Genomic DNA, 26677 nt, shown 5'->3' with positions numbered 1-26677 from the left:
AGCGCCATGACTTCCACGTACGGGGAACTCCGCGCCCAGCTGGCCACCCTGACCACCGAGGCGTTCCGCCCCGAGCTCGCCGACATCGACCGGCTGCCGACCGCCGAGATCGCCCGGATCATGAACGGGGAGGACGCCACGGTCCCGGCCGCCGTCGCCGCCCAGCTCCCGCGCATCGCCGCCGCCATCGACGCGACCGCCGAGCGGATGGGCCGGGGCGGGCGGCTCGTCTACGCGGGTGCGGGCACCGCCGGGCGGCTCGGGGTGCTGGACGCCAGCGAGTGCCCGCCGACCTTCAACACCGACCCCTCCCAGGTGGTCGGGCTGATCGCGGGCGGCCCGGCGGCCCTCGCCTCCTCCGTCGAGGGCGCCGAGGACTCCCGGGAACTGGCGGCGGCCGATCTGGACGGGCTCGCCCTGACCGCGCTGGACACGGTGGTGGGGGTCTCCGCCTCCGGCCGCACCCCGTACGCGGTGGGAGCCGTCGAGCACGCCCGGGCGCGTGGGGCGCTGACCGTCGGCCTGGCCTGCAACGCCGGTTCGGCGCTCGCCGCCGCCGCCGAGCACGGCATCGAGGTGGTGGTCGGCCCGGAGCTGCTGACCGGCTCGACCCGGCTCAAGTCCGGCACCGCCCAGAAGCTCGTCCTCAACATGATCTCGACGATCACGATGATCCGGCTCGGCAAGACGTACGGGAACCTGATGGTCGATGTCCGCGCCTCCAACGAGAAGCTGCGCGCCCGCTCCCGCCGGATCGTGGCACTGGCCACGGACGCGGACGAGGAAGCCGTCGAGACGGCCCTGACCGCCGCCGGCGGCGAGGTGAAGACGGCGATCCTGATGCTGCTCGCGGATCTGGACGCGGCGGCGGCGGCCCGGCGGCTGGCCGAGGCCCGGGGCCGGCTGCGCGCCGCCCTGCCGTAGCCGCCCGCCGGGGTACGTGAACGCCCGCCGGGGTCCGTGAACGCCGAAGGGCGGCACCCCCGTGGGGTGCCGCCCTCCGTACGTAACCGGGCTTGCCGATCCTGCGACGAGGATCAGAAGTCCATGTCACCGCCCGGCATGCCGCCCGGAGCGCCGCCCGCGGCGGCCTTCTCCGGCTTGTCGGCGATGACGGCCTCGGTGGTGAGGAACAGCGCGGCGATCGACGCGGCGTTCTGCAGCGCGGAGCGCGTGACCTTCGCCGGGTCGATGATGCCCTCGGCGATCATGTCCACGTACTCACCGGTCGCGGCGTTCAGACCGTGGCCGACGGGCAGGTTGCGGACCTTCTCGACGATGACGCCACCCTCGAGACCACCGTTGACGGCGATCTGCTTCAGCGGGGCCTCCAGGGCGAGCTTCACGGCGTTGGCGCCGGTCAGCTCGTCACCCGACAGGTCCAGCTTCTCGAAGACCGAGGAGGCCTGGATCAGGGCCACGCCACCGCCGGCGACGATGCCCTCCTCGACGGCCGCCTTGGCGTTGCGCACGGCGTCCTCGATGCGGTGCTTGCGCTCCTTGAGCTCCACCTCGGTGGCGGCGCCGGCCTTGATGACGGCCACGCCGCCGGCCAGCTTCGCCAGACGCTCCTGGAGCTTCTCGCGGTCGTAGTCCGAGTCCGAGTTCTCGATCTCGGCGCGGATCTGGTTCACGCGACCGGCGACCTGCTCGCTGTCACCGGCACCGTCGACGATGGTGGTCTCGTCCTTGGTGATGACGACCTTGCGGGCGCGGCCGAGCAGGTCGAGACCCGCGTTCTCCAGCTTGAGGCCGACCTCCTCGGAGATGACCGTGCCGCCGGTGAGGATGGCGATGTCGTTCAGCATGGCCTTGCGGCGGTCGCCGAAGCCCGGGGCCTTGACGGCGACGGACTTGAAGGTGCCGCGGATCTTGTTCACGACCAGGGTCGACAGGGCCTCGCCCTCGACGTCCTCGGCGATGATCAGGAGCGGCTTGCCCGACTGCATGACCTTCTCGAGGAGCGGCAGCAGGTCCTTGACCGAGCCGATCTTCGAGTTGACGATCAGGATGTACGGGTCGTCGAGCGCGGCCTCCATGCGCTCCATGTCGGTCGCGAAGTACGCCGAGATGTAGCCCTTGTCGAAGCGCATGCCCTCGGTGAGCTCGAGCTCCAGACCGAAGGTCTGGGACTCCTCGACCGTGATGACGCCTTCCTTGCCGACCTTGTCCATCGCCTCGGCGATGAGCTCGCCGATCTGGGTGTCGGCGGCGGAGATGGAGGCCGTCGAAGCGATCTGCTCCTTGGTCTCGACATCCTTGGCCTGCTCCAGGAGCGCACCGGAGACGGCCTCGACGGCCTTCTCGATGCCGCGCTTCAGGGCCATCGGGTTGGCACCCGCGGCCACGTTGCGCAGACCCTCGCGCACGAGCGCCTGGGCGAGGACGGTCGCGGTGGTCGTACCGTCACCGGCGACGTCGTCCGTCTTCTTGGCGACTTCCTTGACCAGCTCGGCGCCGATCTTCTCGTACGGGTCCTCGAGCTCGATCTCCTTGGCGATGGAAACACCATCGTTGGTGATCGTGGGGGCGCCCCACTTCTTCTCGAGGACGACGTTGCGGCCCTTGGGGCCAAGGGTGACCTTGACGGCGTCGGCGAGCTGGTTCATCCCGCGCTCGAGACCGCGCCGTGCCTCCTCGTCGAACGCGATGATCTTGGCCATGTGAAGTGGTCCTCCCGGACAGGGGTGGCGTTCTTCGTGGACCGCGCCGGTGCCCGCGACGGACGGCTCGCGACCCTTGTGGTTCCTTGCCCCACCCGGTCCGCGGGCCTCACTGACCCGATCCAAGTTCTGTCACTCTCACTCGGAGAGTGCTAACGCCAATGATTAGCACTCGACCCCGGAGAGTGCAAGGCCGTCCCACCGCCACGGCCCGGTCCCGGACACCCGCCCGCCGGGGTCCGGGCCACCGAGGCGGGCCCGGACACACACGTGGGGCCCGCATCCATTTACAGAGGATGCGGGCCCCACGGGCCTGTATGCGTCGGTGGCCGATCGCGCCGAGATCAGACGGCGAGCTTGACCATGTCCGCCTGCGGACCCTTCTGGCCCTGCGAGATCTCGAACTCGACTCGCTGACCTTCTTCAAGGGTGCGGTACCCGTCCATCTGGATCGCGCTGTAGTGGACGAAAACATCCGCACCACCGTCGACCGCGATGAAGCCGTACCCCTTCTCCGCGTTGAACCACTTGACGGTGCCCTGAGCCATGCCTAACTCCCCTATTACTGGCCCTTGCACGGGACCACACTTCGCGGACCCGGGTCAGATCTCCACCCTCCGACAGGAGAGGGTGTGCGCCGGAACGCGTCGACCGCGGCTGAATGTATCTGCCCAACTGCCCTCTGCAACAGGTCAGTCGGACGAGAATTCCGGGCGGGGGCCAGGAGCGGAATGCCGCCTATTCCAGCATTACGGGGCAAGTCGGGCCGGGCAAAGCGCACTTAAGGAGCAATATGCTCGAACACTTTGACTGCATCTCGACGCCGGTTCGTCGCGTTCTCATATGCACGTGGCATGCGCAACGAAGGGGACTTCCCCACTGTACCGCGCTCAACCACACTGAATTGCCCCCTCCGCTTAGCTTGCGGAGGGGGCAATTCAGGTAACGCGGAGTAGCTCAGCAGCCGCCCGCGACGGCCGGAATGATCGAGACCCCGGCGCCGTCCGGCGTGGCCGTCTCCAGGCCCTGCTCGAAGCGGACGTCGTCGTCGTTGACGTACACGTTGACGAACCGGCGCAGCTTGCCCTGGTCGTCCAGGACCCGGGCGGCGATCCCCGTGTGGTTCTTCTCCAGGTCGGCGATGACCTCGGCGAGGGTGGCACCCTCGGCCGCGACCTCGGCCTGTCCGCCGGTGTACGTGCGGAGGATGGTGGGGATGCGGACGTTGACGCTCATGGGGCTTCCTGCCTTCCGTCTGGGAGCTGGTGGGTCAGCCGGCCAGGCCGGCGTCGCGGAACGCGTCCAGGCTCGGGCGGATGGTCGCGGTCGGTCCGGTGGTCGGCGCCACCGCGTCCAGGGTCTTGAGGCCGTCACCCGTGTTGAGGACGACAGTAGTCAGGGCCGGGTCGAGAAGCCCCTCCTCGATGAGCTTGCGGGTGACACCGACCGTCACGCCGCCCGCCGTCTCGGCGAAGATGCCCTCGGTCCGGGCCAGCAGCTTGATCGCGTCCACGATCTGCCCGTCGTTCACGTCCTCCACCGCGCCGCCGGTGCGCCGGGCGATGTCCAGGACGTACGGGCCGTCCGCCGGGTTGCCGATGGCGAGGGACTTGGCGATGGTGTCCGGCTTCTGCGGGCGGACCACGTCGTGGCCCGCCTTGAAGGCGGTCGACACCGGCGAGCAGCCCTCGGCCTGGGCGCCGAAGATCTTGTACGGCCGGTCCTCGACGAGCCCCAGCTTCACCAGCTCCTGGAGCCCCTTGTCGATCTTCGTGAGCTGGGAGCCGGAGGCGATCGGGACGACGAGCTGGTCGGGCAGCCGCCAGCCGAGCTGCTCGCAGATCTCGTACGCCAGCGTCTTGGAGCCCTCGCCGTAGTACGGGCGCAGGTTCACGTTGACGAAGCCCCAGCCCTCGCCGAGCGGGTCGCCGATGAGCTCCGAGCAGAAGCGGTTGACGTCGTCGTAGTTGCCCTCGATGCCGACCAGCTCGCCGCCGTACACCGCGGCCATGACGACCTTGCCCTGCTCCAGGTCGTGCGGGATGAAGACGCAGGAGCGCAGGCCGGCCCGGGCGGCGGCGGCGCCGACCGCGCCCGCGAGGTTGCCGGTGGAGGAGCAGGAGAGCGTGGTGAAGCCGAAGGCGCGGGCGGCCTCGACGGCGATGGCGACGACGCGGTCCTTGAAGGAGTGCGTCGGGTTGCCGGAGTCGTCCTTGACGTAGAGACCGCCGGTGACGCCCAGCTCACGGGCGAGATTGTCAGCCTTGACGAGCTTGGTGAATCCCGGATTCAGGTTGGGCTTTTCAGCCACATTGGCCGGAACGGGCAGCAGGGGCGCATAGCGCCAGATGTTGTCCGGGCCCGCTTCGATCCGCTTGCGGAGCGCCTCGGGATCACCTGTCGGAAGGTCGTACGCGACTTCGAGCGGCCCGAAACACAGGGCGCAGGCGAAGATGGGGCCGAGATCGAACCGCTCTCCGCATTCCCGGCAGGAAAGCGCGACGGCGGGACCGAGATCCACGGAGGTGGCGGCGTCTGCGGTGGTGGCGTCCGCGGTGGCGACAGGGGTGGCAGCTACGTCGGCGGTGTGCACAGCCATGATGGCGAGGCCCTTTCTCCTCATCTTCCCCATGGCGCATTTCGCCATGAGACGGAATTGGCACCTTCCCCACCGTGACCTCGCGGTCGGCAGGAGGGTTGCCGGGACTTCAACGGGCCGTTCCCTCAGTCCCTCTGGATGAGCGCTGTGGCACCGGGTCCAGGACCCGGGCGTTTGTCCGCGCGACGACCCCGACATGCGAGCGCCGTCCGCGTTGTTCAAGACTGTAACCGAAGGCCCGGACGGTTGAGATAGTCGTCCGAACCGCGAGATGGATCACAGGCGGCACCCGCGCCGTCCCGCGCACCGTCACTCACAGAGGGGTCACCGATCGTGCTGGAAGAGGTGGAACGCTGGCTGAGCAGGCGTTCCTGGTCGGCGGCCGACCGCCCGCTGGACGCGATCACGGCGGCCAAGCGCCGCACCGGCACCACGGTCAGCGTGGTCCTGCCCGCGCTGGACGAGGAGGCCACCGTCGGGCAGATCGTCACCGCGATCCGCCGCGAGCTGATGACCGCCGCCGTGCCGCTCGTCGACGAGCTGGTCGTGGTCGACTCCGGCTCCACCGACCGCACGGCCGAGGTCGCGACCGCCGCGGGCGCCCGCGTGGTCCACCGGGACGCGATCCTGCCCCGGATACCGGCGCTGCCCGGCAAGGGCGAGGTCCTGTGGCGCTCCCTGCTGGTCACCACGGGTGACATCGTCTGCTTCATCGACGCGGACCTGAAGGACTTCGACCCCGGCTTCGTCTCCGGGATCGTCGGCCCGCTCCTGACCGACCCGGACGTGCACCTCGTCAAGGCGATGTACGACCGCCCGTTCGGAGACTCCCCAGGTCAGGGTGGTCGCGTCACCGAACTGGTGGCCCGGCCGCTGCTCAATCTGCACTGGCCGCAGCTGGCCGGGTTCGTCCAGCCGCTGGGCGGCGAGTACGCGGCCCGGCGCTCCCTGCTGGAGCGGCTGCCCTTCCCCGTCGGTTACGGAGTGGAGCTGGGGCTGCTCGTCGACGCGCTGCACACCGTGGGTCTCGACGCGCTGGCCCAGGTCGACGTGGGCGTGCGCAGACACCGCCACCAGGACGGGCAGGCGCTCGGCCGGATGGCCGCGGCGATCTACCGCACGGCCCAACTGCGCCTGTCCCGGGCCCACTTGGTCCGTCCGTCGCTGACGCAGTTCGAACGGGCCGAGGAGGGCTTCGTCCCGCGCACCTACGCGGTGGACACCGAGGAACGCCCGCCGATGCGCGAGATCTCGGAGTACGCGGTGCACCGCGCGGCGTGAGCGGGCGCGGTCGCCGGGGGGTCCGTGACGCGGTTCGCACGTTTGAGGCATTCCGCTTCGGGCTAGGTTCGTCTCCATGGTCCCCGCGCGTGCTGCCCAGATCCTCGTCGCGTCCAACCGCGGCCCGGTCTCGTACACCCTCGACCCCGACGGAACACTCACACCCCGCCGCGGCGGCGGCGGCCTGGTCTCGGGCCTCTCCGCCATCGGCGCCGAGGCGGACACCCTGTGGGTGTGCTCCGCGCTCGGCGACGGCGACCGGGAGGCGGTGCGGCGCGGGGTGGGCGAGCCGGGCGTGCGGATGCTGGACATCGACGCGGCCGTCCACACCGACGCCTACAACGGCATCGCCAACTCGGTGCTGTGGTTCGTCCACCACATGCTCTACCAGACACCGCTGGAGCCCGCCTTCGACGCGGAGTTCCGGCGCCAGTGGGGTGCGTACGAGGCGTACAACCGGGCCTTCGCCCAGGCGCTGGCGGACGAGGCGGCGGACGGGGCGGCCGTGATCGTCCAGGACTACCACCTGGCGCTGGTCCCCGGCATGCTCCGCGAACTCCGCCCCGACCTGCGCATCGGCCACTTCTCCCACACCCCGTGGGCGCCCCCCGAGTACTTCCGGATGCTCCCCGACGACGTGGCCGCGCAGCTCCTGAAGGGGATGCTCGGCGCGGACCGGCTCGGCTTCCTCACCCACCGCTGGGCGGACGCGTTCACCCGCTGCTGCGAGGACGTCGTCGGCGGTACGGGCACCACCCGGATCGGGGTGCACGGACTCGGCGCGGACGCGGAGTTCCTGCGGCGCCGCGCGCACGAGAGCGACGTCGAGGAGCGGATGGCGGCGCTGCGCGAGGAGATCGGCGCGGGCCGCCGCGCGATCGTGCGGGTCGACCGCACGGAGCTGTCGAAGAACATCGTGCGCGGCATGCTGGCGTACCGGCAGCTCCTCGACGAGCGCCCCGAGTGGCGCGAGCGGGTGGTGCACGTCGCCTTCGCCTATCCGTCGCGCCAGGACCTGGCGGTGTACCGGGAGTACACCGAGGAGGTGTCCCGGGTGGCCGCCGCCATCAACTCCGCGTACGGGACGGACGACTGGACCCCGGTCGTCCTCCACGTGAAGGACGACTTCGCCCGCTCGCTGGCGGCGTACCGGCTCGCCGACGTGGCGCTGGTCAACCCGATCCGGGACGGCATGAACCTGGTCGCCAAGGAGGTCCCGGTGGTCTCGGACTCCGGGTGCGCGCTGGTGCTGTCGCGGGAGGCGGGGGCGTACGAGGAGCTGGGCGAGGACGCGGTGGTGGTGAACCCGTACGACGTGTCGGGCACGGCGGCCGCGCTGCACGAGGCGCTGTCCATGGGACCGGAGGAACGGACCGCCCGCACGAAGCGGCTGGCCGCCGCGGCGACCGCGTTGCCGCCGCAGCGGTGGTTCTTGGAGCAGCTGGAGGAGCTGCGGCCGTCCGGGCGCTGAGGTAACGGGGGCGTTTGCTTCGTCCGCGGACCGTGCTGGGTTGCTCGCGCAGTTCCCCGCGCCCCTAACTGCCTAGGGGCGCGGGCCTGTGCTGACGTGCGGCTCCGCCGCGTGGGCTCGGCCGGCCTCGTCCACGGTCCGCAGACGGCCGATCTCCGCCGGAGGTTTTCGGGAAGGGGTGGTTGGGGCTCCTACAGGCACTCACCCAGCGCCGAGAGGAACTCCACCACCGACGCCGGCCCCGGCACCCGCACATCCGCCCGCTCCGCGAGCTCCGGCACCTCCCCCGCCCCACTGCACACCAGCAGCCCCGGAACCCCGTCCGAGCGCAGCTTCTCGACCGCCCCGAAGGCGGGCAGGTCACCGAGGTCGTCCCCCGCGTACACCACGGACCCCGCGCCCACCTCGCGCAGGTACTCCGCCAGCGCCACCCCCTTGTCCATCCCCGGGGGCCGCAGCTCCAGGACCAGCCGGCCGGGCTCCAGGATCAGGCCGTGCCGGGCGGCGAGGTCGGCGAGCGGGTCGTGCAGGGCGGCGTACGCGGCCTGGGGGTCCGAGGCGCGGCGGGTGTGGACCGCGACCGCCTGCCCCTTCTCCTCGATCCAGGTGCCCCGCCAGGCCCCGTGCGCGTCCAGGACGCCCGGCAGCTCGGCCCGGGCGGCGGTGACGCCGGGGTGCGGCGCGGGCGCGTGGACCGTCCCGGTCACCGCGTCCCAGCGCTCGGCCCCGTAGTGGCCCAGCACCACCAGGTGCTCCAGACCGGGGACGCCCGCGAAGCCGCCGTACCGTACGGCCACTCCCGCGGGCCGGCCGGTGATCACGGCGACCGAGGCGACCTTCGGGGCGAGCGCCGCGAGCGCGGGCACCGCGCCGGGGTGCGCCCGGGCCTGTTCGGGGTCGGCGACGATCTCGGCGAGCGTGCCGTCGAAGTCGAGTGCGATCACGGCCCGCTCGGGCGCGGCCAGGATCGCGGCCAGCGCCTCGCGCCCGGCGGACGTGGCAGGGGTCGGCAAAGGATGCGTGTGGCTGCCCATGCCACGACCCTAACGGCGCGGCCCGGATCACAGCCATGCCGGGGTGGGGGAAAGCGCCGGTCAGCCCCGGCGAGGGGCGGGTCGACCCCGGCGAGGGCTCGGCCGGACCCGCCGAAATCCCCGTCCGCCCCGCCGCGAGCCCGGTCAGCCCCGGCGCTCGCGCTGGGCCTCGCGGACCCGGCGCAGCCGGTTCACCGTGACCGGGTCGTGGGCGAGCGCCCGCTCGTCGTCGAGCAGGGCGTTGAGGAGCTGGTAGTAGTGCGTCGGCGAGATCCCCAGCCGCTCGCGCACGGCCCGCTCCTTGGCGCCGGGCCCGGCCCAGGAACGCCGCTCGATGGCCAGCACGGCCCGAGCGCGCTCACTGAGGTCGTCGTCGGTCATACAAGCCAACGTATCGCGGCCGGACCGCCCCTCGCGGCGCCCGGACCTACTCCGCGTTCTCGGCCTCCGTGGCGACCTTGGCGATGCCCTCCAGCACCGACCGGGGATCCCCCTCCGGGGACACCGCCCCGCCGATCCGCTTCTTGATCGTCTCGCTGACCTTCGGCCAGGAGGTCTTGCCGACCGGCGGCAGCTCGGAGGTGGGCAGCGCGGCCAGGAACTCGTTCAGCTCCGGGTGCTTGCCGTCGTTCTGCATGGTCTGCGACGCCGTACGGGTCGCGGGCAGCAGGTCGTACTTGTCGGCGAAGGCCAGCACGTTCTGGTCGTTGAACGCGAAGTCGAGGAACTTGCCGATCTCCTCGCGATGGCCGTTCTGCTTGAAGCCCATGATCCAGTCGGCCACGCCCATCGAGGCCTTGGCCTTGCCCTCCACGCCCGGCAGTTCGACCTTGCCGAACTTCACGCCCTTCTTCCTGGCCTGCTCCATGAGCGAGGGGTGGCCGTTGAGCATGCCGACCTCGCCCTTGGCGAACGCGTCGAAGGCCGCCTGCCGGTTGAGCTTCGCCGGGGCGACGGGCCCGGTGAGACCCTCCTCCACCAGGTTCTTCTTCAGCCAGTTGAAGGTCCTGATGTTCTCGGGCGAGTCGATGTCGTAGCCGGAGATCTGGTTGACGTAACCGCCACCGCCGCTCAGCATCCACATCATCGTCTCGGCCTGGGCCTCCTCGCTGCCCAGCGGCAGCGCGAACGGGGTCTTCACCCCCTTGGCCTTCAGCGCCTTCGCGTCGGACGCCAGCTGTGCCCAGGTCTGCGGCGGCTTGATGTGCGCCTTGTCGAAGAGCGTCTGGTTGTAGAAGAGCAGCCGCGTGGAGGCGACGAAGGGGATGCCGTACTGGACGCGCTTCATCTCGCCCGCGTCCGCCAGCGGCGCCAGGAAGTTCGCCTGGACGGGGATGGAGAGCAGCTGGTCGACGGAGTAGAGCTTGCCGCCGGCGGCGTAGTCGGAGTACGCGCCGATCTGCGCGATGTCGGGGGCCTTGCCCGCCTTCACCATCTCGGCGACCTTGGCGTCGACGACGTCCCACGACAGGACGGAGACCTCGACCTTGATGCGGGGGTTGTTCTTCTCGAACGCGCCGACGACGTCGTGCCAGTACGCCTTGGTGCTGTTGCCGCCCGCGATGTCGTAGTCGGCGGCGACCAGCTTGAGGGTGACACCGCCGGAGCCGCTGTCGCTGCCGCAGCCGGTGAGGCCCGCCGCCGCCATGCCGAGTGCGGCCACCGCCGCCGTCAGACCGAAGAAGCGCCGCTGCACGTGCTCTGTCCCACCCTCGTTGTTCGCCAGTCGGTCCCCCGTGAACGTCCTGTTCGCAACGTCCTGTCTACATGAGCTGCGATCTTCCCTCGTAGCCGGGGCTGAGGTCTACACCAGTTGGATATCACTTCCGCAACTTCTCCCCCTGATGCCCCACTCGTACGGCCGTATTCCGGGCGGCACTTGGGAAAACGCTTACCCCGCCACGCGGTGAGTGGACTAGACCTTTCATGGGTGAACGCGCGAGACTGTCCCCGTGAGACACGTCATCGCCCTGGATGTGGGCGGCACCGGGATGAAAGCCGCCCTCATCGGGGCGGACGGCGGCCTGCTGTACGAGGCGCGCAGGCCCACCGGCCGCGAGCGCGGCCCCGAGGCCGTCGTGGCGGGCATCCTCGACTTCGCCGCCGAGCTGCGCTCGTACGGCGAGGAGCACCTGGGCGAGAGCGCCCGGGCGGCCGGCGTCGCGGTGCCCGGCATCGTCGACGCCGAGAACGGCGTCGCCGTCTACGCCGCCAACCTCGGCTGGCGCGACGTCCCCATGCGGGCGCTGCTGAGCGAGCGGCTCGACGGCCTGCCCGTCGCCCTCGGCCACGACGTGCGCACCGGCGGCCTCGCCGAGGGCCGCATCGGCGCGGGCAGAGGCGCCGACCGCTTCCTCTTCGTCCCGCTCGGCACCGGCATCGCCGGGGCCATCGGCATCGACGGCCGCATCGAGCCCGGCGCCCACGGCTACGCCGGCGAGATCGGCCACATCGTGGTGCGCCCCGGCGGCATCCCCTGCGGCTGCGGCCAGCGCGGCTGCCTGGAGCGCCTCGCCTCCGCCTCCGCCGTCACCCAGGCGTGGGCCGAGGCCAGCGGCGACCCGGACGCGGACGCCGCCGACTGCGCCAAGGCCGTCGCCTCCGGCGACCCGGCGGCGGTGGCCGTCTGGCACGAGGCCGTCGCCGCCCTCGCGGACGGCCTCGTCACCGCGCTCACCCTGCTCGACCCGCGCACCCTGATCATCGGTGGCGGACTCGCCGAAGCCGGGGAAACCTTGTTCGTACCGCTGCGGGCGGCCGTCGAGGAGCGCGTCACGTTCCAGAGGATGCCCGCGATCGTCCCGGCGGCCCTCGGCGACACGGCGGGCTGCCTGGGCGCGGGCCTGCTCGCCTGGGACCTGCTCGCCGCCACCGGCACCGCGCCCGCCACCGGCACCGCACCCGGCACCGGGACCCCTCCCGGCGCCCCCCACTCCACGGAGGTAACCGCCTGATGGCCGCAGTCAAGGTCCTCTCCGGCGCCCGCGTCGTGCTGCCGACCGGTGTCGTCGAGAACGGACGCGTGATCGTCGAGGGCGCGCGGATCGCGGGAAGCGCGCCCGGGAGCGCCGAGCGCGTCGACCTCAGCGGCCACTGGGTCGTCCCCGGCTTCGTCGACATGCACGTCCACGGCGGCGGCGGCGCCTCCTTCACCAACGGCACGGTCGAGGACGTCCTGAAGGGCATCCACACCCACCGCCTGCACGGCACCACCACGATGGTCGCCTCCACCGTCACCGGCGAGATGGACTTCCTGGCCCAGCGCGCCGGGCTGCTCTCCGAACTGGTCGAGCAGGGCGACCTCGCGGGCATCCACTTCGAGGGCCCCTTCATCTCGCCGTGCCGCAAGGGCGCCCACAGCGAGGACCTGCTGCGCCACCCCGACCCGGCCGAGGTCCGCAAGCTGATGGACGCGGCCCGGGGTACCGCCAGGATGTTCACCCTCGCCACCGAGCTGCCCGGCGGCCTGGACTCCGTACGGCTGCTCGCCGAGCACGGGGTGATCGCCGCCATCGGCCACACCGACGCCACCTACGAGCAGACCGTCGAGGCGATCGACGCGGGCGCCACCGTCGCCACCCACCTCTACAACGCGATGCCCGCGCTCGGCCACCGCGCGCCCGGCCCGATCGCCGCCCTCCTGGAGGACGAGCGGATCACCGTCGAGCTGATCAACGACGGCACGCACCTGCACCCCGCCTCGCTCGAACTGGCCTTCCACCACAAGGGTGCCGACCGGGTCGCCTTCATCACCGACGCCATGGACGCGGCCGGGTTCGGCGACGGGCTCTACCACCTCGGGCCGCTGGAGGTCGAGGTCAGGGAGGGCGTCGCCCGGCTCGTCGAGGGCGGCTCCATCGCGGGCTCCACCCTCACCCTGGACCGCGCCTTCCGGCGCGCGGTGGGCGTCGACGGCCTCTCGGTGGAGGACGCGGTCCGCGCGCTCTGCGCCAACCCGGCGCGGCTGCTCGGGGTGTACGACAGGGTCGGCTCGCTGGAGCCGGGCAAGGACGCGGACCTGGTGGTCCTGGACGAGGCGTTCACGCTGAAGGGCGTGATGCGCCGGGGCGAGTGGATCGTGGCGCCCCCGCTGGGCTGAGCCGCTCCGGACACGGGGCGGTGGCCGGACCGGGGCCCGTGGGATCCGGGCCGGGCTCCGGGCACGGCGGTGGCCGGAACCGGGCCCGTGGGGTCTGGGCCGGCCCCCGTCCGTTTGGCATGATCACCCCGTGATCCTGACCGTCACGCCGAACACGGCACTCGACCTGACCTACCGGGTCCCCGAGCTCGTCCCGCACACCGCCCACCGGGTGGAGGAGGTGACCGAGCGCCCCGGCGGCAAGGGCCTCAACGTGGCCCGGGTCCTGGCCGCGCTCGGCCACGAATGCGTCGTCACGGGCTTCGCGGGCGGTCGCACCGGCGCGGTCCTGCGCGAGCTGCTCGCCCCGCTCGCGCCCGTCGACGCGCTGGTCCCCATCGCCGGGACCACCCGCCGCACGATCGCGGTCGTGGACGCGGCCACCGGCGACACCACGCAGCTCAACGAGCCGGGACCGCAGGTCACGGCCGAGGAGTGGGAGGCGTTCCTGGCGACGTACGAGCCGCTGCTGCGGGAGGCGGACGCGGTGGCCCTCTGCGGCAGCCTGCCGCCCGGCGTCCCCGTCGGCGCCTACGCCGACCTGGTCCGCCGGGCCCGCGCGGCGGGCGTCCCCGTCCTGCTGGACACCAGCGGAGAACCCCTGCGGCGCGGCCTCGCCGCCCGCCCCGACCTGATCAAGCCCAACGCGGACGAACTGGCCCGGGTCACCGGCTCCCGCGAGCCCCTGCGCGCGGCCCGCGACGCCCGCCGCCGGGGCGCGCACAGCGTGGTCGCCTCCCTGGGCCCCGAGGGCCTGGTGGCGGTCACCCCCGAGGGCACGTGGCAGGCGGCCCCGCCGTCCCCGGTCCGGGGCAACCCCACGGGCGCGGGCGACTCGGCGGTGGCGGCCCTGCTGTCGTCCCTGGTGGAGGGCCTGCCGTGGCCGGACCGCCTGGCGAGGGCGGTGGCCCTGTCGACGGCGACGGTACTGGCGCCGGTGGCGGGGGAGTACGACGCCGGGGCGTACGAGGACCTGCTCCCCGAGGTACGCGTGAGCGCCCTGCCGGACTGAGCGGGCCGCCCGCGTGCCTCAGTGGCTGGTCGCGCCACGCCATGCGGTCCGCGCCGAACAGACCTGCCGACTGCTACCGCTTCCCGTGCTGCGGGCTACCGCTTCTAGTACTGCTTCTTGGTCTTGCTGATCTCGACCCAGTCGAACACCGCGTCGCACTGGTTCCCCTGCTCACAGGAGAACTTGATGGTGTTCTGGCCCTTCTTGAGCGTGACCTGGGTCCAGGTGTACTGCCAGTTGTTCTCCAGCTTCGGGTCGGTGGACCCCCTGAAGTTCTTCAGGCCTATCGGCTGGGCGTTCGGCTTGCCGTTGACCGTCACGGTCGCGTTGGCGTCCTTCGCCGGGATGGCGAACCGCACGTACAGGTAGTACGACCCGGACGACGGCAGATCGGCCTGCCACGTCAGCGAGGAGCCGATCTGGTTGAAGCCGTTGACGTACGCCCCGTCCGTGCCCTGCGCGCCCTTGACGTCCTTGGCCAGCACCGCGCCCCCGCCCAGCTTCAGCGTCGCCGCGTCCTGCTTGGGGAGTTCCTGGGCCGGGGCGGACGGCGAGTCCGAGGGCTTGTTCGACGGCTGCTGCGGGGCGCCCGTGGAGGTGCCGCCGCCCGTGGGCGAGTTCGCGCCGTCGTCCTTCTTGCCGTCGTCGTTGGTGGCCAGCGCCACACCGATACCGATGACGACCGCCGCGACCACCGCGACCGCGCCGATCAGCAGGCCCTTGGTGTTGGGGCCGCGGCTGCCGCGCCCGCCGCCACCCGCCGCCGGGGGCGCGGGACGGCTGGGACCGCCGGCGCCCCCGCCATAGGTCTCGGGTGCCGCGTACTGGGCGGTGGGCTGGCCGTACTGCTGGCGGCCCTGCTGCTGGGGGGGCTGGCCGTACTGCTGGCCGTACTGCTGCTGCGGGACCTGCCCGTACTGGCGCTCGCCGACCGTGCGCACCTGATTGTAGGAGGTACGGGGCACGCCGGGCTGCTGCGGTGCCGTCGGGTTGGGGTAGCCGTAGCCGCCCGAGCGGGGCGGGGTGGCGCCGGAGGCCTGTCCGTCCTCGTACAGATAGCCGAACGGATCGTCGTCCTCGGGCGTGCTCGCGCCGTTGTTGCCGGGCGTCATCCGGGGTCACTCCTCACTGTTCGCCAGCCGTCGCCGACCGGCCGAGCCTACCCCGAACGGCCGACACCATGGCCGCGACCTCGGTCTCACGCCCGTCGCACGGGAGGCTAACCGGCGCGCCGGTGCACCTTCGCGCGCGACCGCTTCTCGATGTACATCCGCTGGTCGGCGGAGCGCAGGACCTCCTCGACGGACATCCCGCAGCTGGCCCAGCCGATCCCGAAACTCGCCCCGACGCGGACCGCCCGCCCGTCCACCCTGATGGGCGGGATGATCGCGTTACGGAGCCGGACCGCGAGGTCGGCGGCGTCGGCCGCGCCCAGGCCGTCGGCGAGGACGACGAACTCGTCACCGCCGAGCCGGGCGACGGTGTCGCCGTCGCGCACGCCGGTCGTGAGCCGGCGCGCGACCTCGATGAGGACGGCGTCGCCGGTGTTGTGGCCGAACCGGTCGTTGATCGACTTGAAGCCGTCGAGGTCGCAGAAGAGGACGGCGAGCCCCTTGGTGCCGTCGTCCACGTCCCCCTCGGGGGCGACCATGTGCACGTGGTGGTCGAAGGGACCCGCGCCGGGCACCGGGTCGAAGTCGAAGCCGGGGTCGCAGACCGCGTGCCCCGGGGTCTCACCCCGCCCGTCGTGCACCTGCCCGTACGCCGCGTCCAGCGCCTCCACGGCGGTGGCGCCCACCGCGTACGGCCGCTGGCAGAGCCGGGCGGAGAGGCGGGCGCGCAGCTCCGCGCTGTTGGGCAGGCCGGTGAGCGAGTCGTGCGAGGCGCGGTGGGCGAGCTGGAGCTCGTGCCGCTTGCGCTCCTCTATGTCCTCGACGTGGGTGAGCAGGAAACGGGGGCCGTCGGCGGTATCGGCGACGACGGAATTGCGCAGCGACACCCAGACGTAGGAGCCGTCGCGCCGCCCGAGCCGCAGCTCGGCGCGGCCGCCCTCGGCCGAGGTGCGCAGCAGGAGCCCTATGTCCTCGGGGTGGACGAGGTCGGCGAAGGAGTAGCGCCGCATGACGGCGGCGGGCCTGCCGAGCAGCCGGCAGAGCGCGTCGTTGGTGCGCAGCAGGCGTCCGTGCTGGTCACCGCCCATCTCGGCGATGGCCATACCGGACGGCGCGTACTCGAAGGCCTGCCGGAAGCTCTCCTCGCTGGCCCGGAGCGCCTGCTGCTCCCGCTCCAGGCGTACCAGCGCGCGCTGCATGTTTGCGCGAAGCCGGGCGTTGCTGATCGCAATGGCGGACTGCGAGGCGTACATCTGGAGCGCTTCGCGCCCCCAGGCGCCCGGGCGCCGTCCGTTGCGCGGCTTGTCGACGGAGATGACCCCCAGCAGCTCGCGCCCGCCCCCCGAGGCGTACATCGGCGCGTAGAGGCGGTCCTGGGGGTGCCACTCGTCCTCGAAGCGCGGTTCGGGGCCTTCGGTGTACCACTGCGGGACGTCGTCCTCCAGGAGCACCCAGCCCTCGGTGTGCGGGATGAACCGCAGGTCGCCCCAGCCCTCGCCCATGGTGAGCCGGCGCTCCCAGGAGGCGCGGCTGCCGACGCGTCCGGTGATCAGGGCCTCGGCGGCGGCGTTCCCGGCGAAGGCGGCGACGACGAGGTCACCGTCGGGGCGTACGAGGTTGACGCAGGCCAGCTCGTATCCGAGCCCGGCGATGACGCCGTCGGCGACGGTCTGCAGCGTGTCCGCCAGGCTGCGGGCCGTGTTCAGGTCGGTGACCACCTGATGCAGCTGCCGCAGAGTCGCAAGACGGACGTACGGCTCCGACTCGGTCTCCATTGCTCGCTCTCCCCGAGACCTCGACAGCAACTCCAGGATCCTGATTCGGCGCGTTTCTTCTCCGGCTTCCGGCCCGGCTTCCGACTACCCCGTGGGCGCTTTTCGTGCAACGTCCCCGTCACTGAATCACAGCGAGCTGCCCACTCGGTACACAGGGTCAACAATTACTGCACTCTGTGACTCAAGTCACACGGGGTGATGACGGACGCCCCGCCAGGGGTGGGAGCGCTCCGCAGAATTACGGAATGCAAACAGGCGTTAATGCCGGTTTTTGGGGCGGGGTGGGGGTGGTGCGGGGGTCGTGGTTTGCAGTACGGCGGCCTCCCTGCGCTCCCTGGTCCTAGGACCTCTCTGGTCCCAGGGCCCGATGTGCGGCGTTGACCCCGGAGACTAGCGTTCTGTACGTGTTGCAGACAGACGTTCTCCGAGCTCTCCCGTCCCTGCCGTCGCAGACCCCCCATGCTGAGGGGGTGAGCAATGACGAATTCCGTGCCGCGATGTCCCGGCTGGCCGGCGGGGTGGTGCTGGTGACCGCCCACGACGAGGACGCGGGCCCGCGCGGCGAGGACGTCGGCATGACGGCCACGGCGTTCCTGTCCGTCTCCATCGACCCGCCGCTGATCCTGGTGAGCGTACGCAACGGCTCCCGCATGGACGACCTGCTCGCCGAGCAGCCCCTCTGGGCGGTCTCGGTCCTCTCGGAGAGCCAGCGCCACATCGCGGGCCGCTTCGCGATGAAGGGCCGCATCAGCGACCGCCTGCTCTTCGACGACATCGCCTACAAGAGGGGCGAGCTGAGCGGGGCGCCGCTGGTGGGGGGTGCGCTGTCGACGCTGGAGTGCCGGACGGAACAGCGGGTGGAGGCCGGCGATCACACGCTGGTGATCGCCCGGGTGCTGGGGGTGGAGTTGCCCAGTGCGGAGGGGGGACCGCTGACGTACTTCCGGGGGCGGTACCGCCAACTGGGCTGAACCTTCCCTCCCGGGTGGGGCTTCACCTGCGGGCCGGGGATGGGCTGATCGCGCAGTTCCCCGCGCCCCTTGGCGGCCGGGGATTCGTCTGCGGCCCGGTGGCGGGCTGATCGCGCAGTTCCCCGCGCCCCCTATCGGCCGGGGATTCGTCTACCGGCCGGTGGTGGGTTGCTCGCGCAGTTCCCCGCGCCCCTCATCGGCCGGGGATTCGTCTGCCGGCCGGTGGTCGGCTGGTCGCGCAGTTCCCCGCGCCCCTTATCGGCCGGGGATTCGCCTGCGGCCCAGTGGCGGGCTGGTCGCGCAGTTCCCCGCGCCCCTTCAGGGGGCGGTGGGTGGCTGGTCGCGTCGTTTCCTGCGGCTCTGGGGGTCTTGGGCCGAGGGCGGTTCTCGGGGTGCGGCGGAGTACCTCAGGGGCGCGGGGAACTGCGCGACCAGCCCAGCACGGTCCGCAGGCAAAAGAGGGGGCGGGGCGCAGCCCCGTAAGTGGGGCGCGGGGGCCGCAGGCCCCGCCGAGGGGGGTGGGGCCGAAGGTCCCGCCGAAGCGGGTGGGGGGCGCAGGTCCCGCCGAGGGGGGTGGGGGGCGCAGGCTCCCAGAAGGGGGCCGGGGTGCTGGTAACCCGGGGGGCTGGGGTTACCAGTCGCGGCCTGTGCGGCCGCGTTTTGTTTCGCCTCGGGCCTTCTTCTCCCGCAGCCGCCGCTCATTGATCCCCCGGGGAATCCGCGTCGCCCGCCGGGGCTTCGGGGGCGGCGCGGTCGCCTCGGCCAGCAGCGCCGCCAGCCGCACCGCCGCCGTCTCCCGGTTGCGCCACTGCGACCGGTGCTCGGAGGCCCGGACCGTCACGACCCCACCCACCAGCCGCGACTCCAGCCGCGCCAGCGCCCGCTCCTTCCACACCTCCGGCAGCGCCTCCGTACGCGCGAGGTCGAAGCGGAGCTCCACCTGCGAGTCGCTGGTGTTGACGTGCTGCCCGCCGGGCCCGGAGGACCGCGAGAAACGCCACATGAGCTCGGCCTCCGGGAGGGAGACGGAGCCGCGGATGAGGTAGGGCCCGGACATGGGCTCCATGGTCCCCCGCGCGGCGCGCCGCGTCACCCTCTTTTGCCCGGCACCCGCCCGCCGCCGCACTCCCGCCTCTCAACGTCCTCCGGCAAAGAAAGTAAAGCCAACTGGAACCCGGCATGCCCTGCCGACGTTAAGAGGGATGACGGTAGCTTCGGGAACGGCCGTAGCCCGCACATCACGACGTACGACGAAGGGGACTTCCCATGGCTGTAAGCCTGTCCAAGGGCGGCAACGTCTCGCTCACCAAGGAGGCCCCGGGCCTGACCGCCGTCACGGTGGGCCTCGGCTGGGACGTCCGCACCACCACCGGCACGGACTTCGACCTCGACGCCTCCGCGATCGCGGTCAACCCGGCGGGCAAGGTCTACTCGGACGCCCACTTCGTCTTCTTCAACAACAAGTCCACCCCGGACCAGACCATCGTCCACACCGGTGACAACGTCACGGGCCAGGGCGAGGGTGACGACGAGCAGATCAACGTCAACCTGGCCGGCCTCCCCGCCGACGTCGACAAGATCGTCTTCCCGGTCTCCATCTACGACGCGGAGAACCGCTCGCAGAACTTCGGCCAGGTCCGCAACGCGTTCATCCGCATCATCAACCAGGCCGGCGGCGCCGAGATCGCGCGCTACGACCTGAGCGAGGACGCCGCCACCGAGACCGCCATGGTCTTCGGCGAGCTGTACCGCAACGGCGCGGAGTGGAAGTTCCGCGCGGTCGGCCAGGGGTACGCCTCGGGCCTCGTCGGCATCGCCCAGGACTTCGGCGTCAACGTCTGAGCCTCCTCCCCCGACACCGACACCGACACCGGCACCGGCACCGGACCGGCACCGGCATGAGCGCCGGCGCCGGCACCAGCGCCTGAGAGAACGACCCCCGAAGCCCCCCGCGCCCTTCGCGCCGGGGGCTTCGGCGTGCCCGCGCCCGGTACCCGGTTCCCGCCCCCGCGAACCGCACGTTTACCGGACACCCCGTACCCCCTGACGGACACATTCCAGTCAAATACTTGTCGGTACCCTGTCAAGAACCGTTCATCGGCTGGCACGCTCACCCCACGCACCACACGCAGATGCGCCCCACGCACCTGCGCCCAACTCCTGTGCGGACACCGCCCGGACGGGCCCCGCCCGCACGGGAGCCACCCACTCGCACCACCCCCCACCGCGCACCCCCACCGCGCAACGGATCGAGTGAAGGAGACCCCTCCGTGAGAACTTCCCTGCGTGCCGCCGCACTCGCCGCCACCGCCGCCATGGTCGTCGTCGGCGTCCAGTCGGGCACCAGTGCCGGAGCCGCCGACCGCGAGGCGGGTGCAGGCGCCCGCGTGCTCGGTGTGGCCGAGCGCGCCGGCGCGCTCCAGGCCGCCCAGGCCGCCGCGCCCGCCACCGCCCACCGGCTGGGCCTCGGCGCCAAGGAGGCGCTCGTCGTACGGGACGTCGTCAAGGACGTGGACGGCACCGTCCACACCCGTTACGAGCGCACCTACGACGGCCTGCCCGTCCTCGGCGGCGACCTCGTCGTCCACGCCAAGAAGGACGGCTCTTTGAAGGGGGTCAGCAAGAGCACCGAGGGCCGGATATCCGTCGCCACCTCCGGCGCCTCCCTCAAGGCCGCCCCGGCCCACGCCCGCAAGGTCGTCTGGGCCGCGAGCGGCAAGCCCGTCCTGGCGTACGAGGCGGTCCTCACCGGCACCCAGCGCGACGGCACCCCCAGCGAGCGCCATGTCATCACCGACGCCGCGACCGGCGCCGAGCTCTACGCGTACGAGGCCATCGACACCGGGACCGGCACCAGCGAGTACTCCGGCAAGGTCACCCTCGGCACCTCCAAGTCCGGCACCACGTACAGCCTGACGGACGCCGGGCGCGGCGGGCACAAGACGTACGACCTCAAGCACGGCTCCTCCGGCACCGGCACCCTCTTCACCAAGTCGGTGGACACCTGGGGCGACGGCACCCCGCAGAACCGTGAGACCGCCGGGGTGGACGCGCACTACGGCGCCGCCGTGACCTGGGACTTCTACAAGGCCGAGCTCAACCGCAACGGCATCGCGGGCAACGGCAAGGCCGCGTACTCCCGCGTCCACTACGGCAACGCGTACGTCAACGCCTTCTGGGACGACAGCTGCTTCTGCATGACGTACGGCGACGGCGCGAACAACCTCAAGCCGCTCACCGCGCTCGACGTCGCCGGCCACGAGATGAGCCACGGCCTGACCGCCGCCACCGCCAAACTCAACTACAGCAAGGAGTCCGGCGGGCTCAACGAGGCCACCAGCGACATCCTCGGCACGTCGGTGGAGTTCTTCGCCAACAACGCCAGTGACCCCGGTGACTACCTCATCGGCGAGAAGATCGACATCCGCGGCAACGGCACCCCGCTGCGCTACATGGACAAGCCGAGCAAGGACGGCCAGTCGGCGGACTACTGGTCGAGCACGGTCGGCAACAAGGACGTGCACTACTCGTCCGGCGTCGCCAACCACTTCTTCTACCTGCTGTCCGAGGGCAGCGGCGCGAAGGTGATCAACGGCGTCAGCTACAACTCCCCGACGTCCGACGGCTCCAAGGTCACCGGCATCGGGCGGACCAAGGCGTACAAGATCTGGTACAAGGCGCTGTCCACGTACATGACGTCGACGACCAACTACGCCAAGGCGCGCACCACGACCCTCCAGGCCGCGGCCGACCTGTACGGGGCGAGCAGCACCGAGTACAAGACGGTGGCCGCCGCGTGGACCGCCGTCAACGTGAAGTGACACACCGGTAGGCCGGCCCGCCGGCACAACCCACCGGGCTCTACGGGGACTTGGGCTTGCCCTCCCCGTAGAGCCAGGTGTCCCACAGGTCCGTCAGGTCCTCGTCGGACCGCTCCTCCACGAACCGGACGAAGTCCTCCGTGGAGGCGTTCGCGTGCCGGTACCGCTTCGTCCAGCCCTGGACGAGGTCGTAGAACGCGTCGTCCCCGACGGCCCGGCGGATCCGGTGCACCACCATCGCGCCGCGCTCGTACACCGGCTTGTCCGAGATCCGGGCGGCCGACGGGGGCTCGGCGGGCGGGAAGTCCCACACCTCGTCGTCGTCCGGCTTGGCGTACACCTCGTCGAAGTGCGCCTGGGCGGACCTGCCGCCGTGGTCCTCGCTCCACAGCCACTCCGCGTACGTCGCGAAGCCCTCGTTCAGCCACATGTCCTTCCAGCGCCGGGGCGTCACCGAGTCGCCGAACCACTGGTGGGCGAGCTCGTGGACGAGCGTCGTGGTGTCGAGCTGGTCGGCGGGGATCACCGGCCGGTTCTGGGTCTCCAGCGCGTACTCGGCCGACCCCTCGGGCGCCACGATCACCCCCGTGGAGGAGAAGGGGTACGGACCGAAGTTCTCCTTCCCCCAGGCGAGGATCTCCGGGAGCTGCCCGACCACCTCGGCGGACTCCTTGACCGCGGCCCGGTCGACCGCGGTGTGGACGGGCAGTCCCGCCACCGTGGTGACCGGCTTCAGGTCGTACCGCCCGATCGCCACCGTCGCCAGATAGCTCGCCATCGGCTCCCCGGTGTGCCAGGTGAAGGTGGTGCGCCCGTTCCTGGTGACCGTCGAGGCGAGCTCGCCGTTGGAGACCGCCGTGAACCCCTCGGGCACGGTGACCGCCAGGTCGTACGTCGCCTTGTCGGCGGGGTGGTTGTTGGACGGGAACCAGCTCATCGACCCGGCGGGCTCGCCGAGCGCGAGCGCGCCGCCGCCGGCGGGCCGCAGCCAGCCCTCGTGCGAGCCGTCCTGGTCGGTGAGGGTCCTGGGCTTCCCGGAGTAGGCGACGCTCGTACGGAACCGCTCCCCCTTGCCGATCTCGTCCGCCGGACGCAGGGTCAGCTCGCTGCCCGCCCGGTTGGCGTCCGCGCGCTCGCCGCCGACGGTCGCCGACGTCACCTCCATCCCCGCGAAGTCGAGGTTGAAGGCGCTGAGGTCGCGGGTGGCGCGGGCGTCGAGGGTGACACGGCCGGTGAGGTGGTCGCGGGCCGGGTCGTAGTCGAGGACGACGCTGTAGTGCTCGGCGTCGTACCCGCCGTTGCCGAGCCGGGGAAAGAGCCCGTCCCGCAGCCCCGCCGCCCCCGGCTTGCCCTCCACCCCGCCCGTGCAGCCGCCGAGGGCGAGCAGGACGGCAGCGGCGGGGAGGGCGAGCCGGCGACGTCGTATCGCGCTGCGGTGATCCACACGGCGATCCTACGGGCGGGGGGGCGCGGGGGGCGTGAGGACGCGGGGCGGGGGGACGGTTTCGCGCCAGGCGGGGGGCTCGCGCCGGGCGGCTCGGTTGGCGGGGCTGCCCCGTCGCCGGGGTTGCCCGGTCCGGGGGGCTCCTTGCGTCCGGGGGCTGCTTGGCCCGGGCGGGGCTACTTGGTGGGCTACTTGGTCAGTGCGGCGACGCCCGCCCGGGCGAACTTCTCGTCCAGGTCGCCGCTGGGGGCGCCGGCCACGCCGATGCCCGCGATCGGGGCGCCCGCGTCCCGTACGGGCGCGCCGCCCGCGAGGAAGAGCGTGCCGGGGATGTCCTTGAGCTGGGGCGCCTGGGCGAGGCGGCCTGCCAGCACGGACGTGGGGGCGTTCCAGGAGACGGCCGTGTACGCCTTGCGCCCGGCCGACTCGTACGACTGCGGGCCGGCGCCGTCGCCGCGCAGGGTGACCACGGTGTTGCCGTTGCGGTCGACGACGGCGACCGAGACGCGCTGGTCGTCCTTGCGGGCGGCGTCGAGGGCGGCGGTGGCGGCCCTGGTCGCGGCGGCGACGGTGAGGTGGGTGGAGTGGGTCAGGTCGCGGTCGCCCGCGTCGGCGCGGGTGGCGGCGGGAGCCTCGGAGGCGGGGGCGGCGGCGCTGGCGCCGACCGCGCCGAAGGTGCCGGCGGCGAGGGCCGTGGCGGCGAGGGTGCCGACGAGGAGCTTCCTGGTGGGCCGGAAGCCGAGCGAACGGGAGGCGTTCCGGCCGGTGCCGGAGCCGATGTCCGCGCCCGTGCTGGTGCGGGTCCTGGTGCTCGTGCTCGTGTTCTTGTCCATGCTCTGGTTCGTGTCCATGCTTCGATCGTGGGCCCCGGGAGGCCGCCGCCCGGTCGGCGCACCGGCTGGTCCCCAGGGGCGGACCGGTCGACCCGGCCGTCATCCGATCGGCTGATGCGAGGGTGGCCGGACGGGGTGAGGATGAGTACGGATACGTACGTACGCGCAGGTCAGGAGCCGGACAGTGGAGGCAGCGGCGGAGCGGTGCGGCGAACGGCCGGCGGCCGACGAGCGCTGGCTGCCCGCGGTGATGCACGCGGCCTTCTTCCTGCTGCTCGGCGCCTCGCTCGCGCGCTTCCTGATCCGCCACCCCGGCGACGGCCGCACCGCGTGGATCGTCGCGCTCTCGGCCGCCCTGGCCGCTCTGTACGTCCTCGGCCCCGCGCTGGGGACGCGGCCCACCCCCCGGCGGCTCGGCTGGCTGGGGGTGGTGGTGACGGTGTGGATGGTGCTGGTGGTGCTCGCGCCGAGCTTCTCGTGGTGCGCGGTGCCGCTCTTCTACACCGGACTGCGGACGCTGCCGACCCGGGCCGCGCTGGTGCTGGTGGCGCTGCTGACGGCGTTCGTGGTGGCCGCGCAACTGATGCTGGCCGAGGGGATCGACCCCAACCTGGTGGTCGCGCCGCCCGCGGTCGCGGCCGTCGCCACCGCCGTCTTCGTCCATATGCAGCGCCAGGGCGACCGCCAGCGCCTGCTCATCGACGACCTGCTGCGCACCCGGCGCGAACTGGCCGCCACCGAACGGCGCGAGGGCACGCTCGCGGAGCGCCAGCGCCTGTCCATGGAGATCCACGACACGCTCGCGCAGGGCCTGTCGAGCCAGCAGATGCTGCTCCAGGCGTCCGAGCGGGTGTGGGAGTCCGACCCGGCGGCGGCCCGCCGCCACGTCCGTACGGCCGAGTCGATCGCGGAGCGGAACCTGGCCGAGGCGCGCCGCTTCGTCCACGACCTCGCGCCCGCGGAGCTCGCGGCGGGCGGCAGCCTGCCCCAGGCGCTGCGGGCGCTGGCCGCGCGGGCGGCGGCCGAGTCCGGCCTGGACGTACGGCTGCACGTCGACGGGGTGCCGGTGGCGCTGCCCGACCGGGTCGAGTCGGCGCTGCTGCGGATCGCGCAGGGGGCGCTGGCGAACGTGACCGAGCACGCGCGTGCGGCCACGGCCGCGCTCACCCTCACCTATCTGGGAGACCAGATCGTGCTGGACGTGGCGGACGACGGACGCGGGTTCGCGGTCGCGGGCGTGGAGCCCCGGGGCGGCCGGGGCCACGGGCTGCCCGCGATGCGGGCGCGGGTGCGGCAGCTCGCGGGGACGCTGACGGTGGAGTCGGCGCCGGGCGAGGGCACGGTGCTGTCGGCGGCGGTCCCCCTGGAGGAACGGTGAACGCGGTGGTGCGGATCCTGTTGTGCGACGACCACGCGGTCGTACGGGCCGGGCTGCTCGCCCTGCTCGGCAGCGAGCCCGACATCGAGGTGGTCGGGGAGGCGGGCAGCGGCGAGGAGGCGGTCGCGGCGGCGGCCCGGGTACGCCCCGACGTCGTGCTGATGGACCTCCAGCTCGGCCCGGGCATCGACGGGGTCGAGGCGACGCGGCGGATCGCGGGGACGGGGGTGCGGGTGCTCGTCCTGACGACGTACGACACGGACGCGGACATCACGCGGGCGATCGCGGCCGGGGCGACGGGGTATCTGCTGAAGGCCGAACGACCGGAGGAGCTGTTCGCGGCGATCCGCGCGGCGGCCCAGGGCCGTACGGCGCTGTCGCCGCCGGTGGCGAGCCGGGTGATGGAACGCATGCGGGGCACGGGCGCGCCCTCGCTCACCGACCGCGAACTGGACATCCTGGCGCAGCTGTCCCGGGGCCTGGGCAACCGTGAGATCGCGCGGGCGCTGTTCATCAGCGAGGCGACGGTGAAGACGCATCTGGGGCGGATCTACGAGAAGTTGGGGGTGGAGACGCGGGCGGGGGCGGTGGCCCGAGGCAAGGAGCAACGCCTCCTCCCGTAAGCCCCCTTCCCGGGCCGCGCCCAGCCCCCTCCTCCCGCCTGCGACCGGATGGCGAGCCGGCCGCGCGGTTCCCGCGCCCCTTCGGGCCTGGGGCTCGTCTGCGGGCCGGTGGGGCGCTGGCCGCTTTGCGCAGCTCCCCGCGCCCCTTATGGGCCGGGACTTCGCCTGCAGGTCGTGGGAGGTTGCTCGCGCAGTTCCCCGCGCCCCTCAAAGGCCGGACTTCGCCCGCAGGTCGCGGGTGGCTGGTCGCGCAGTTCCCCGCGCCCCTCAAAGGCCGGACTTCGCCCGCACGTCGTGGGTGGCTGCTCGCGCAGTTCCCCGCGCCCCTCAAAGGCCGGACTTCGCCCGCAGGTCGCGGGTGGCTGCTCGCGCAGTTCCCCGCGCCCCTAGGGGGTTGGCCGCAGCCGGAACAGCTGGCTCAGCCACAGGCTTTTAGGGGCGCGGGGAACTGCGCGACCGGCCCACCACCGGCCGCCAGACGAAGTCCGACCCGATAAGGGGCGCGGGGAACTGCGCGAGCGG

The 26677-nt window shown here is 72.2% G+C and carries 23 protein-coding genes and 1 riboswitch; of the genes, 11 read left to right on the top strand and 12 right to left on the bottom strand.

The annotated features are described in order from the left end of the window. Positions 1 to 6 precede the first annotated feature (6 nt). A complete protein-coding gene (gene murQ / locus ABZ404_RS12010; RefSeq protein WP_358831525.1) occupies positions 7 to 924 on the top strand; it encodes an N-acetylmuramic acid 6-phosphate etherase in 918 nt (305 codons plus the stop codon). A gap of 113 nt (positions 925 to 1037) precedes the next feature. On the opposite strand, the gene groL is transcribed toward murQ, so the two are convergent. From groL to thrC, 4 genes are all read right to left on the bottom strand, one after another. Beyond that, complete coding sequence (gene groL / locus ABZ404_RS12005) at positions 1038 to 2663, bottom strand: chaperonin GroEL (protein WP_358831526.1); 1626 nt, start codon at positions 2661 to 2663, stop codon at positions 1038 to 1040. 344 nt (positions 2664 to 3007) lie between these two features. After that, positions 3008 to 3211 (bottom strand): cold-shock protein, encoded by a 204-nt coding sequence (locus tag ABZ404_RS12000; protein ID WP_005315736.1) that lies wholly within the window; start codon positions 3209 to 3211, stop codon positions 3008 to 3010. Positions 3212 to 3620: 409 nt separating this feature from the next. Further along, positions 3621 to 3899 carry a MoaD/ThiS family protein gene (locus ABZ404_RS11995; protein WP_358831527.1) on the bottom strand — a complete coding sequence of 93 codons (279 nt, stop codon included), beginning with the start codon at positions 3897 to 3899 and terminating at the stop codon, positions 3621 to 3623. A gap of 34 nt (positions 3900 to 3933) precedes the next feature. Next, positions 3934 to 5286, bottom strand: a complete 1353-nt coding sequence (gene thrC, locus ABZ404_RS11990; RefSeq protein ID WP_358831528.1) for a threonine synthase — start codon at positions 5284 to 5286, stop codon at positions 3934 to 3936. Next, positions 5280 to 5407: riboswitch (SAM riboswitch) on the bottom strand. (Overlaps the previous gene by 7 nt.) Positions 5408 to 5595: 188 nt before the next feature. Here thrC and ABZ404_RS11985 point away from each other — a divergent pair. Together ABZ404_RS11985 and ABZ404_RS11980 are read left to right on the top strand one after the other, a co-directional pair. Then, the gene (locus tag ABZ404_RS11985) at positions 5596 to 6543 is read left to right on the top strand and encodes a glucosyl-3-phosphoglycerate synthase (RefSeq protein ID WP_358831529.1); all 948 of its coding nucleotides are present in this window, start codon (positions 5596 to 5598) and stop codon (positions 6541 to 6543) included. Between the two features lie 76 nt (positions 6544 to 6619). Then, positions 6620 to 8014 carry a trehalose-6-phosphate synthase gene (locus ABZ404_RS11980; protein WP_358831530.1) on the top strand — a complete coding sequence of 465 codons (1395 nt, stop codon included), beginning with the start codon at positions 6620 to 6622 and terminating at the stop codon, positions 8012 to 8014. A gap of 191 nt (positions 8015 to 8205) precedes the next feature. Here the strand turns inward: ABZ404_RS11980 and otsB are convergent, their stop codons facing one another. The 3 genes from otsB to ABZ404_RS11965 all read right to left on the bottom strand — a co-directional run bounded on the left by otsB (position 8206) and on the right by ABZ404_RS11965 (position 10696). Further along, a complete protein-coding gene (otsB, locus tag ABZ404_RS11975) occupies positions 8206 to 9048 on the bottom strand; it encodes a trehalose-phosphatase (RefSeq protein WP_358831531.1) in 843 nt (280 codons plus the stop codon). Positions 9049 to 9192: 144 nt separating this feature from the next. Beyond that, positions 9193 to 9429: a DUF3263 domain-containing protein gene (locus ABZ404_RS11970; RefSeq protein WP_358831532.1), complete on the bottom strand. Its 237-nt coding sequence runs from the start codon at positions 9427 to 9429 to the stop codon at positions 9193 to 9195. Between the two features lie 46 nt (positions 9430 to 9475). Then, positions 9476 to 10696 carry an extracellular solute-binding protein gene (locus ABZ404_RS11965; protein WP_358831553.1) on the bottom strand — a complete coding sequence of 407 codons (1221 nt, stop codon included), beginning with the start codon at positions 10694 to 10696 and terminating at the stop codon, positions 9476 to 9478. Between the two features lie 304 nt (positions 10697 to 11000). Between ABZ404_RS11965 and ABZ404_RS11960 the strand changes: the two genes are divergently transcribed. The 3 genes from ABZ404_RS11960 (at position 11001) to ABZ404_RS11950 (ending at position 14198) form a co-directional block, all read left to right on the top strand. Further along, positions 11001 to 12002, top strand: coding sequence for an ROK family protein (locus tag ABZ404_RS11960; protein WP_358831533.1), 1002 nt, complete (start codon positions 11001 to 11003; stop codon positions 12000 to 12002). Then, entirely contained in the window at positions 12002 to 13147 is a 1146-nt protein-coding gene (gene nagA, locus ABZ404_RS11955; protein WP_358831534.1) for an N-acetylglucosamine-6-phosphate deacetylase, read from the top strand. Before ABZ404_RS11960 ends, nagA begins: the two co-directional genes overlap by 1 nt. A 130-nt stretch (positions 13148 to 13277) precedes the next feature. Next, the gene (locus ABZ404_RS11950) at positions 13278 to 14198 is read left to right on the top strand and encodes a 1-phosphofructokinase family hexose kinase (protein WP_358831535.1); all 921 of its coding nucleotides are present in this window, start codon (positions 13278 to 13280) and stop codon (positions 14196 to 14198) included. A gap of 104 nt (positions 14199 to 14302) precedes the next feature. On the opposite strand, the gene ABZ404_RS11945 is transcribed toward ABZ404_RS11950, so the two are convergent. Together ABZ404_RS11945 and cdgB are read right to left on the bottom strand one after the other, a co-directional pair. Continuing rightward, a complete protein-coding gene (locus tag ABZ404_RS11945; RefSeq protein ID WP_358831536.1) occupies positions 14303 to 15310 on the bottom strand; it encodes a CBM35 domain-containing protein in 1008 nt (335 codons plus the stop codon). A 107-nt stretch (positions 15311 to 15417) separates the two neighbouring features. Continuing rightward, a complete protein-coding gene (gene cdgB, locus ABZ404_RS11940; RefSeq protein ID WP_358831537.1) occupies positions 15418 to 17085 on the bottom strand; it encodes a diguanylate cyclase CdgB in 1668 nt (555 codons plus the stop codon). 407 nt (positions 17086 to 17492) lie between these two features. Here cdgB and ABZ404_RS11935 point away from each other — a divergent pair, with 407 nt between their 5' ends. Next, complete coding sequence (locus ABZ404_RS11935; protein ID WP_358831554.1) at positions 17493 to 18056, top strand: flavin reductase family protein; 564 nt, start codon at positions 17493 to 17495, stop codon at positions 18054 to 18056. Between the two features lie 631 nt (positions 18057 to 18687). On the opposite strand, the gene arfB is transcribed toward ABZ404_RS11935, so the two are convergent. Beyond that, on the bottom strand, positions 18688 to 19122 hold the full coding sequence (gene arfB, locus ABZ404_RS11930) for an alternative ribosome rescue aminoacyl-tRNA hydrolase ArfB (protein ID WP_358831538.1): 435 nt from the start codon (positions 19120 to 19122) through the stop codon (positions 18688 to 18690). Between the two features lie 200 nt (positions 19123 to 19322). Between arfB and ABZ404_RS11925 the strand changes: the two genes are divergently transcribed. Both ABZ404_RS11925 and ABZ404_RS11920 read left to right on the top strand, forming a co-directional pair. Then, a complete protein-coding gene (locus ABZ404_RS11925; protein WP_101388906.1) occupies positions 19323 to 19898 on the top strand; it encodes a TerD family protein in 576 nt (191 codons plus the stop codon). A gap of 473 nt (positions 19899 to 20371) precedes the next feature. After that, positions 20372 to 21877, top strand: a complete 1506-nt coding sequence (locus ABZ404_RS11920) for a M4 family metallopeptidase (protein ID WP_358831555.1) — start codon at positions 20372 to 20374, stop codon at positions 21875 to 21877. A gap of 40 nt (positions 21878 to 21917) precedes the next feature. Here the strand turns inward: ABZ404_RS11920 and ABZ404_RS11915 are convergent, their stop codons facing one another. Further along, entirely contained in the window at positions 21918 to 23321 is a 1404-nt protein-coding gene (locus tag ABZ404_RS11915; RefSeq protein WP_358831539.1) for a M1 family metallopeptidase, read from the bottom strand. 188 nt (positions 23322 to 23509) lie between these two features. Beyond that, entirely contained in the window at positions 23510 to 24172 is a 663-nt protein-coding gene (locus ABZ404_RS11910) for a heme-binding protein (RefSeq protein ID WP_358831540.1), read from the bottom strand. A gap of 232 nt (positions 24173 to 24404) precedes the next feature. Here ABZ404_RS11910 and ABZ404_RS11905 point away from each other — a divergent pair, with 232 nt between their 5' ends. Then, on the top strand, positions 24405 to 25532 hold the full coding sequence (locus ABZ404_RS11905; RefSeq protein WP_358831556.1) for a sensor histidine kinase: 1128 nt from the start codon (positions 24405 to 24407) through the stop codon (positions 25530 to 25532). After that, a complete protein-coding gene (locus ABZ404_RS11900; RefSeq protein WP_358831541.1) occupies positions 25529 to 26155 on the top strand; it encodes a response regulator transcription factor in 627 nt (208 codons plus the stop codon). Before ABZ404_RS11905 ends, ABZ404_RS11900 begins: the two co-directional genes overlap by 4 nt. Positions 26156 to 26677 lie beyond the last annotated feature (522 nt).

The organism is Streptomyces sp. NPDC005878 (genome assembly GCF_040629815.1).
Lineage (GTDB): Bacteria > Actinomycetota > Actinomycetes > Streptomycetales > Streptomycetaceae > Streptomyces.
The sequence above is the reverse complement of the archived record's forward strand: the minus strand, read 5'-3'. Positions and strand labels throughout refer to the sequence as shown.

Bases quoted from the DNA above. Each gene is read 5' to 3' on its own strand.
- ABZ404_RS11965 (WP_358831553.1), bottom strand. From the start codon at position 10,696: ATGGCGGCGGCGGGCCTCACCGGCTGCGGCAGCGACAGCGGCTCCGGC.
- ABZ404_RS11910 (WP_358831540.1), bottom strand. From the start codon at position 24,172: ATGGACACGAACCAGAGCATGGACAAGAACACGAGCACGAGCACCAGG.
- cdgB (WP_358831537.1), bottom strand. From the start codon at position 17,085: ATGGAGACCGAGTCGGAGCCGTACGTCCGTCTTGCGACTCTGCGGCAG.
- ABZ404_RS11925 (WP_101388906.1), top strand. From the start codon at position 19,323: ATGGCTGTAAGCCTGTCCAAGGGCGGCAACGTCTCGCTCACCAAGGAG.
- ABZ404_RS11920 (WP_358831555.1), top strand. From the start codon at position 20,372: ATGGTCGTCGTCGGCGTCCAGTCGGGCACCAGTGCCGGAGCCGCCGAC.
- ABZ404_RS11945 (WP_358831536.1), bottom strand. From the start codon at position 15,310: ATGACGCCCGGCAACAACGGCGCGAGCACGCCCGAGGACGACGATCCG.
- groL (WP_358831526.1), bottom strand. From the start codon at position 2,663: ATGGCCAAGATCATCGCGTTCGACGAGGAGGCACGGCGCGGTCTCGAG.
- murQ (WP_358831525.1), top strand. From the start codon at position 7: ATGACTTCCACGTACGGGGAACTCCGCGCCCAGCTGGCCACCCTGACC.
- ABZ404_RS11970 (WP_358831532.1), bottom strand. From the start codon at position 9,429: ATGACCGACGACGACCTCAGTGAGCGCGCTCGGGCCGTGCTGGCCATC.
- thrC (WP_358831528.1), bottom strand. From the start codon at position 5,286: ATGAGGAGAAAGGGCCTCGCCATCATGGCTGTGCACACCGCCGACGTA.
- nagA (WP_358831534.1), top strand. From the start codon at position 12,002: ATGGCCGCAGTCAAGGTCCTCTCCGGCGCCCGCGTCGTGCTGCCGACC.
- ABZ404_RS11980 (WP_358831530.1), top strand. From the start codon at position 6,620: ATGGTCCCCGCGCGTGCTGCCCAGATCCTCGTCGCGTCCAACCGCGGC.
- ABZ404_RS11995 (WP_358831527.1), bottom strand. From the start codon at position 3,899: ATGAGCGTCAACGTCCGCATCCCCACCATCCTCCGCACGTACACCGGC.
- ABZ404_RS11905 (WP_358831556.1), top strand. From the start codon at position 24,405: ATGCACGCGGCCTTCTTCCTGCTGCTCGGCGCCTCGCTCGCGCGCTTC.
- otsB (WP_358831531.1), bottom strand. From the start codon at position 9,048: ATGGGCAGCCACACGCATCCTTTGCCGACCCCTGCCACGTCCGCCGGG.
- ABZ404_RS12000 (WP_005315736.1), bottom strand. From the start codon at position 3,211: ATGGCTCAGGGCACCGTCAAGTGGTTCAACGCGGAGAAGGGGTACGGC.
- arfB (WP_358831538.1), bottom strand. From the start codon at position 19,122: ATGGAGCCCATGTCCGGGCCCTACCTCATCCGCGGCTCCGTCTCCCTC.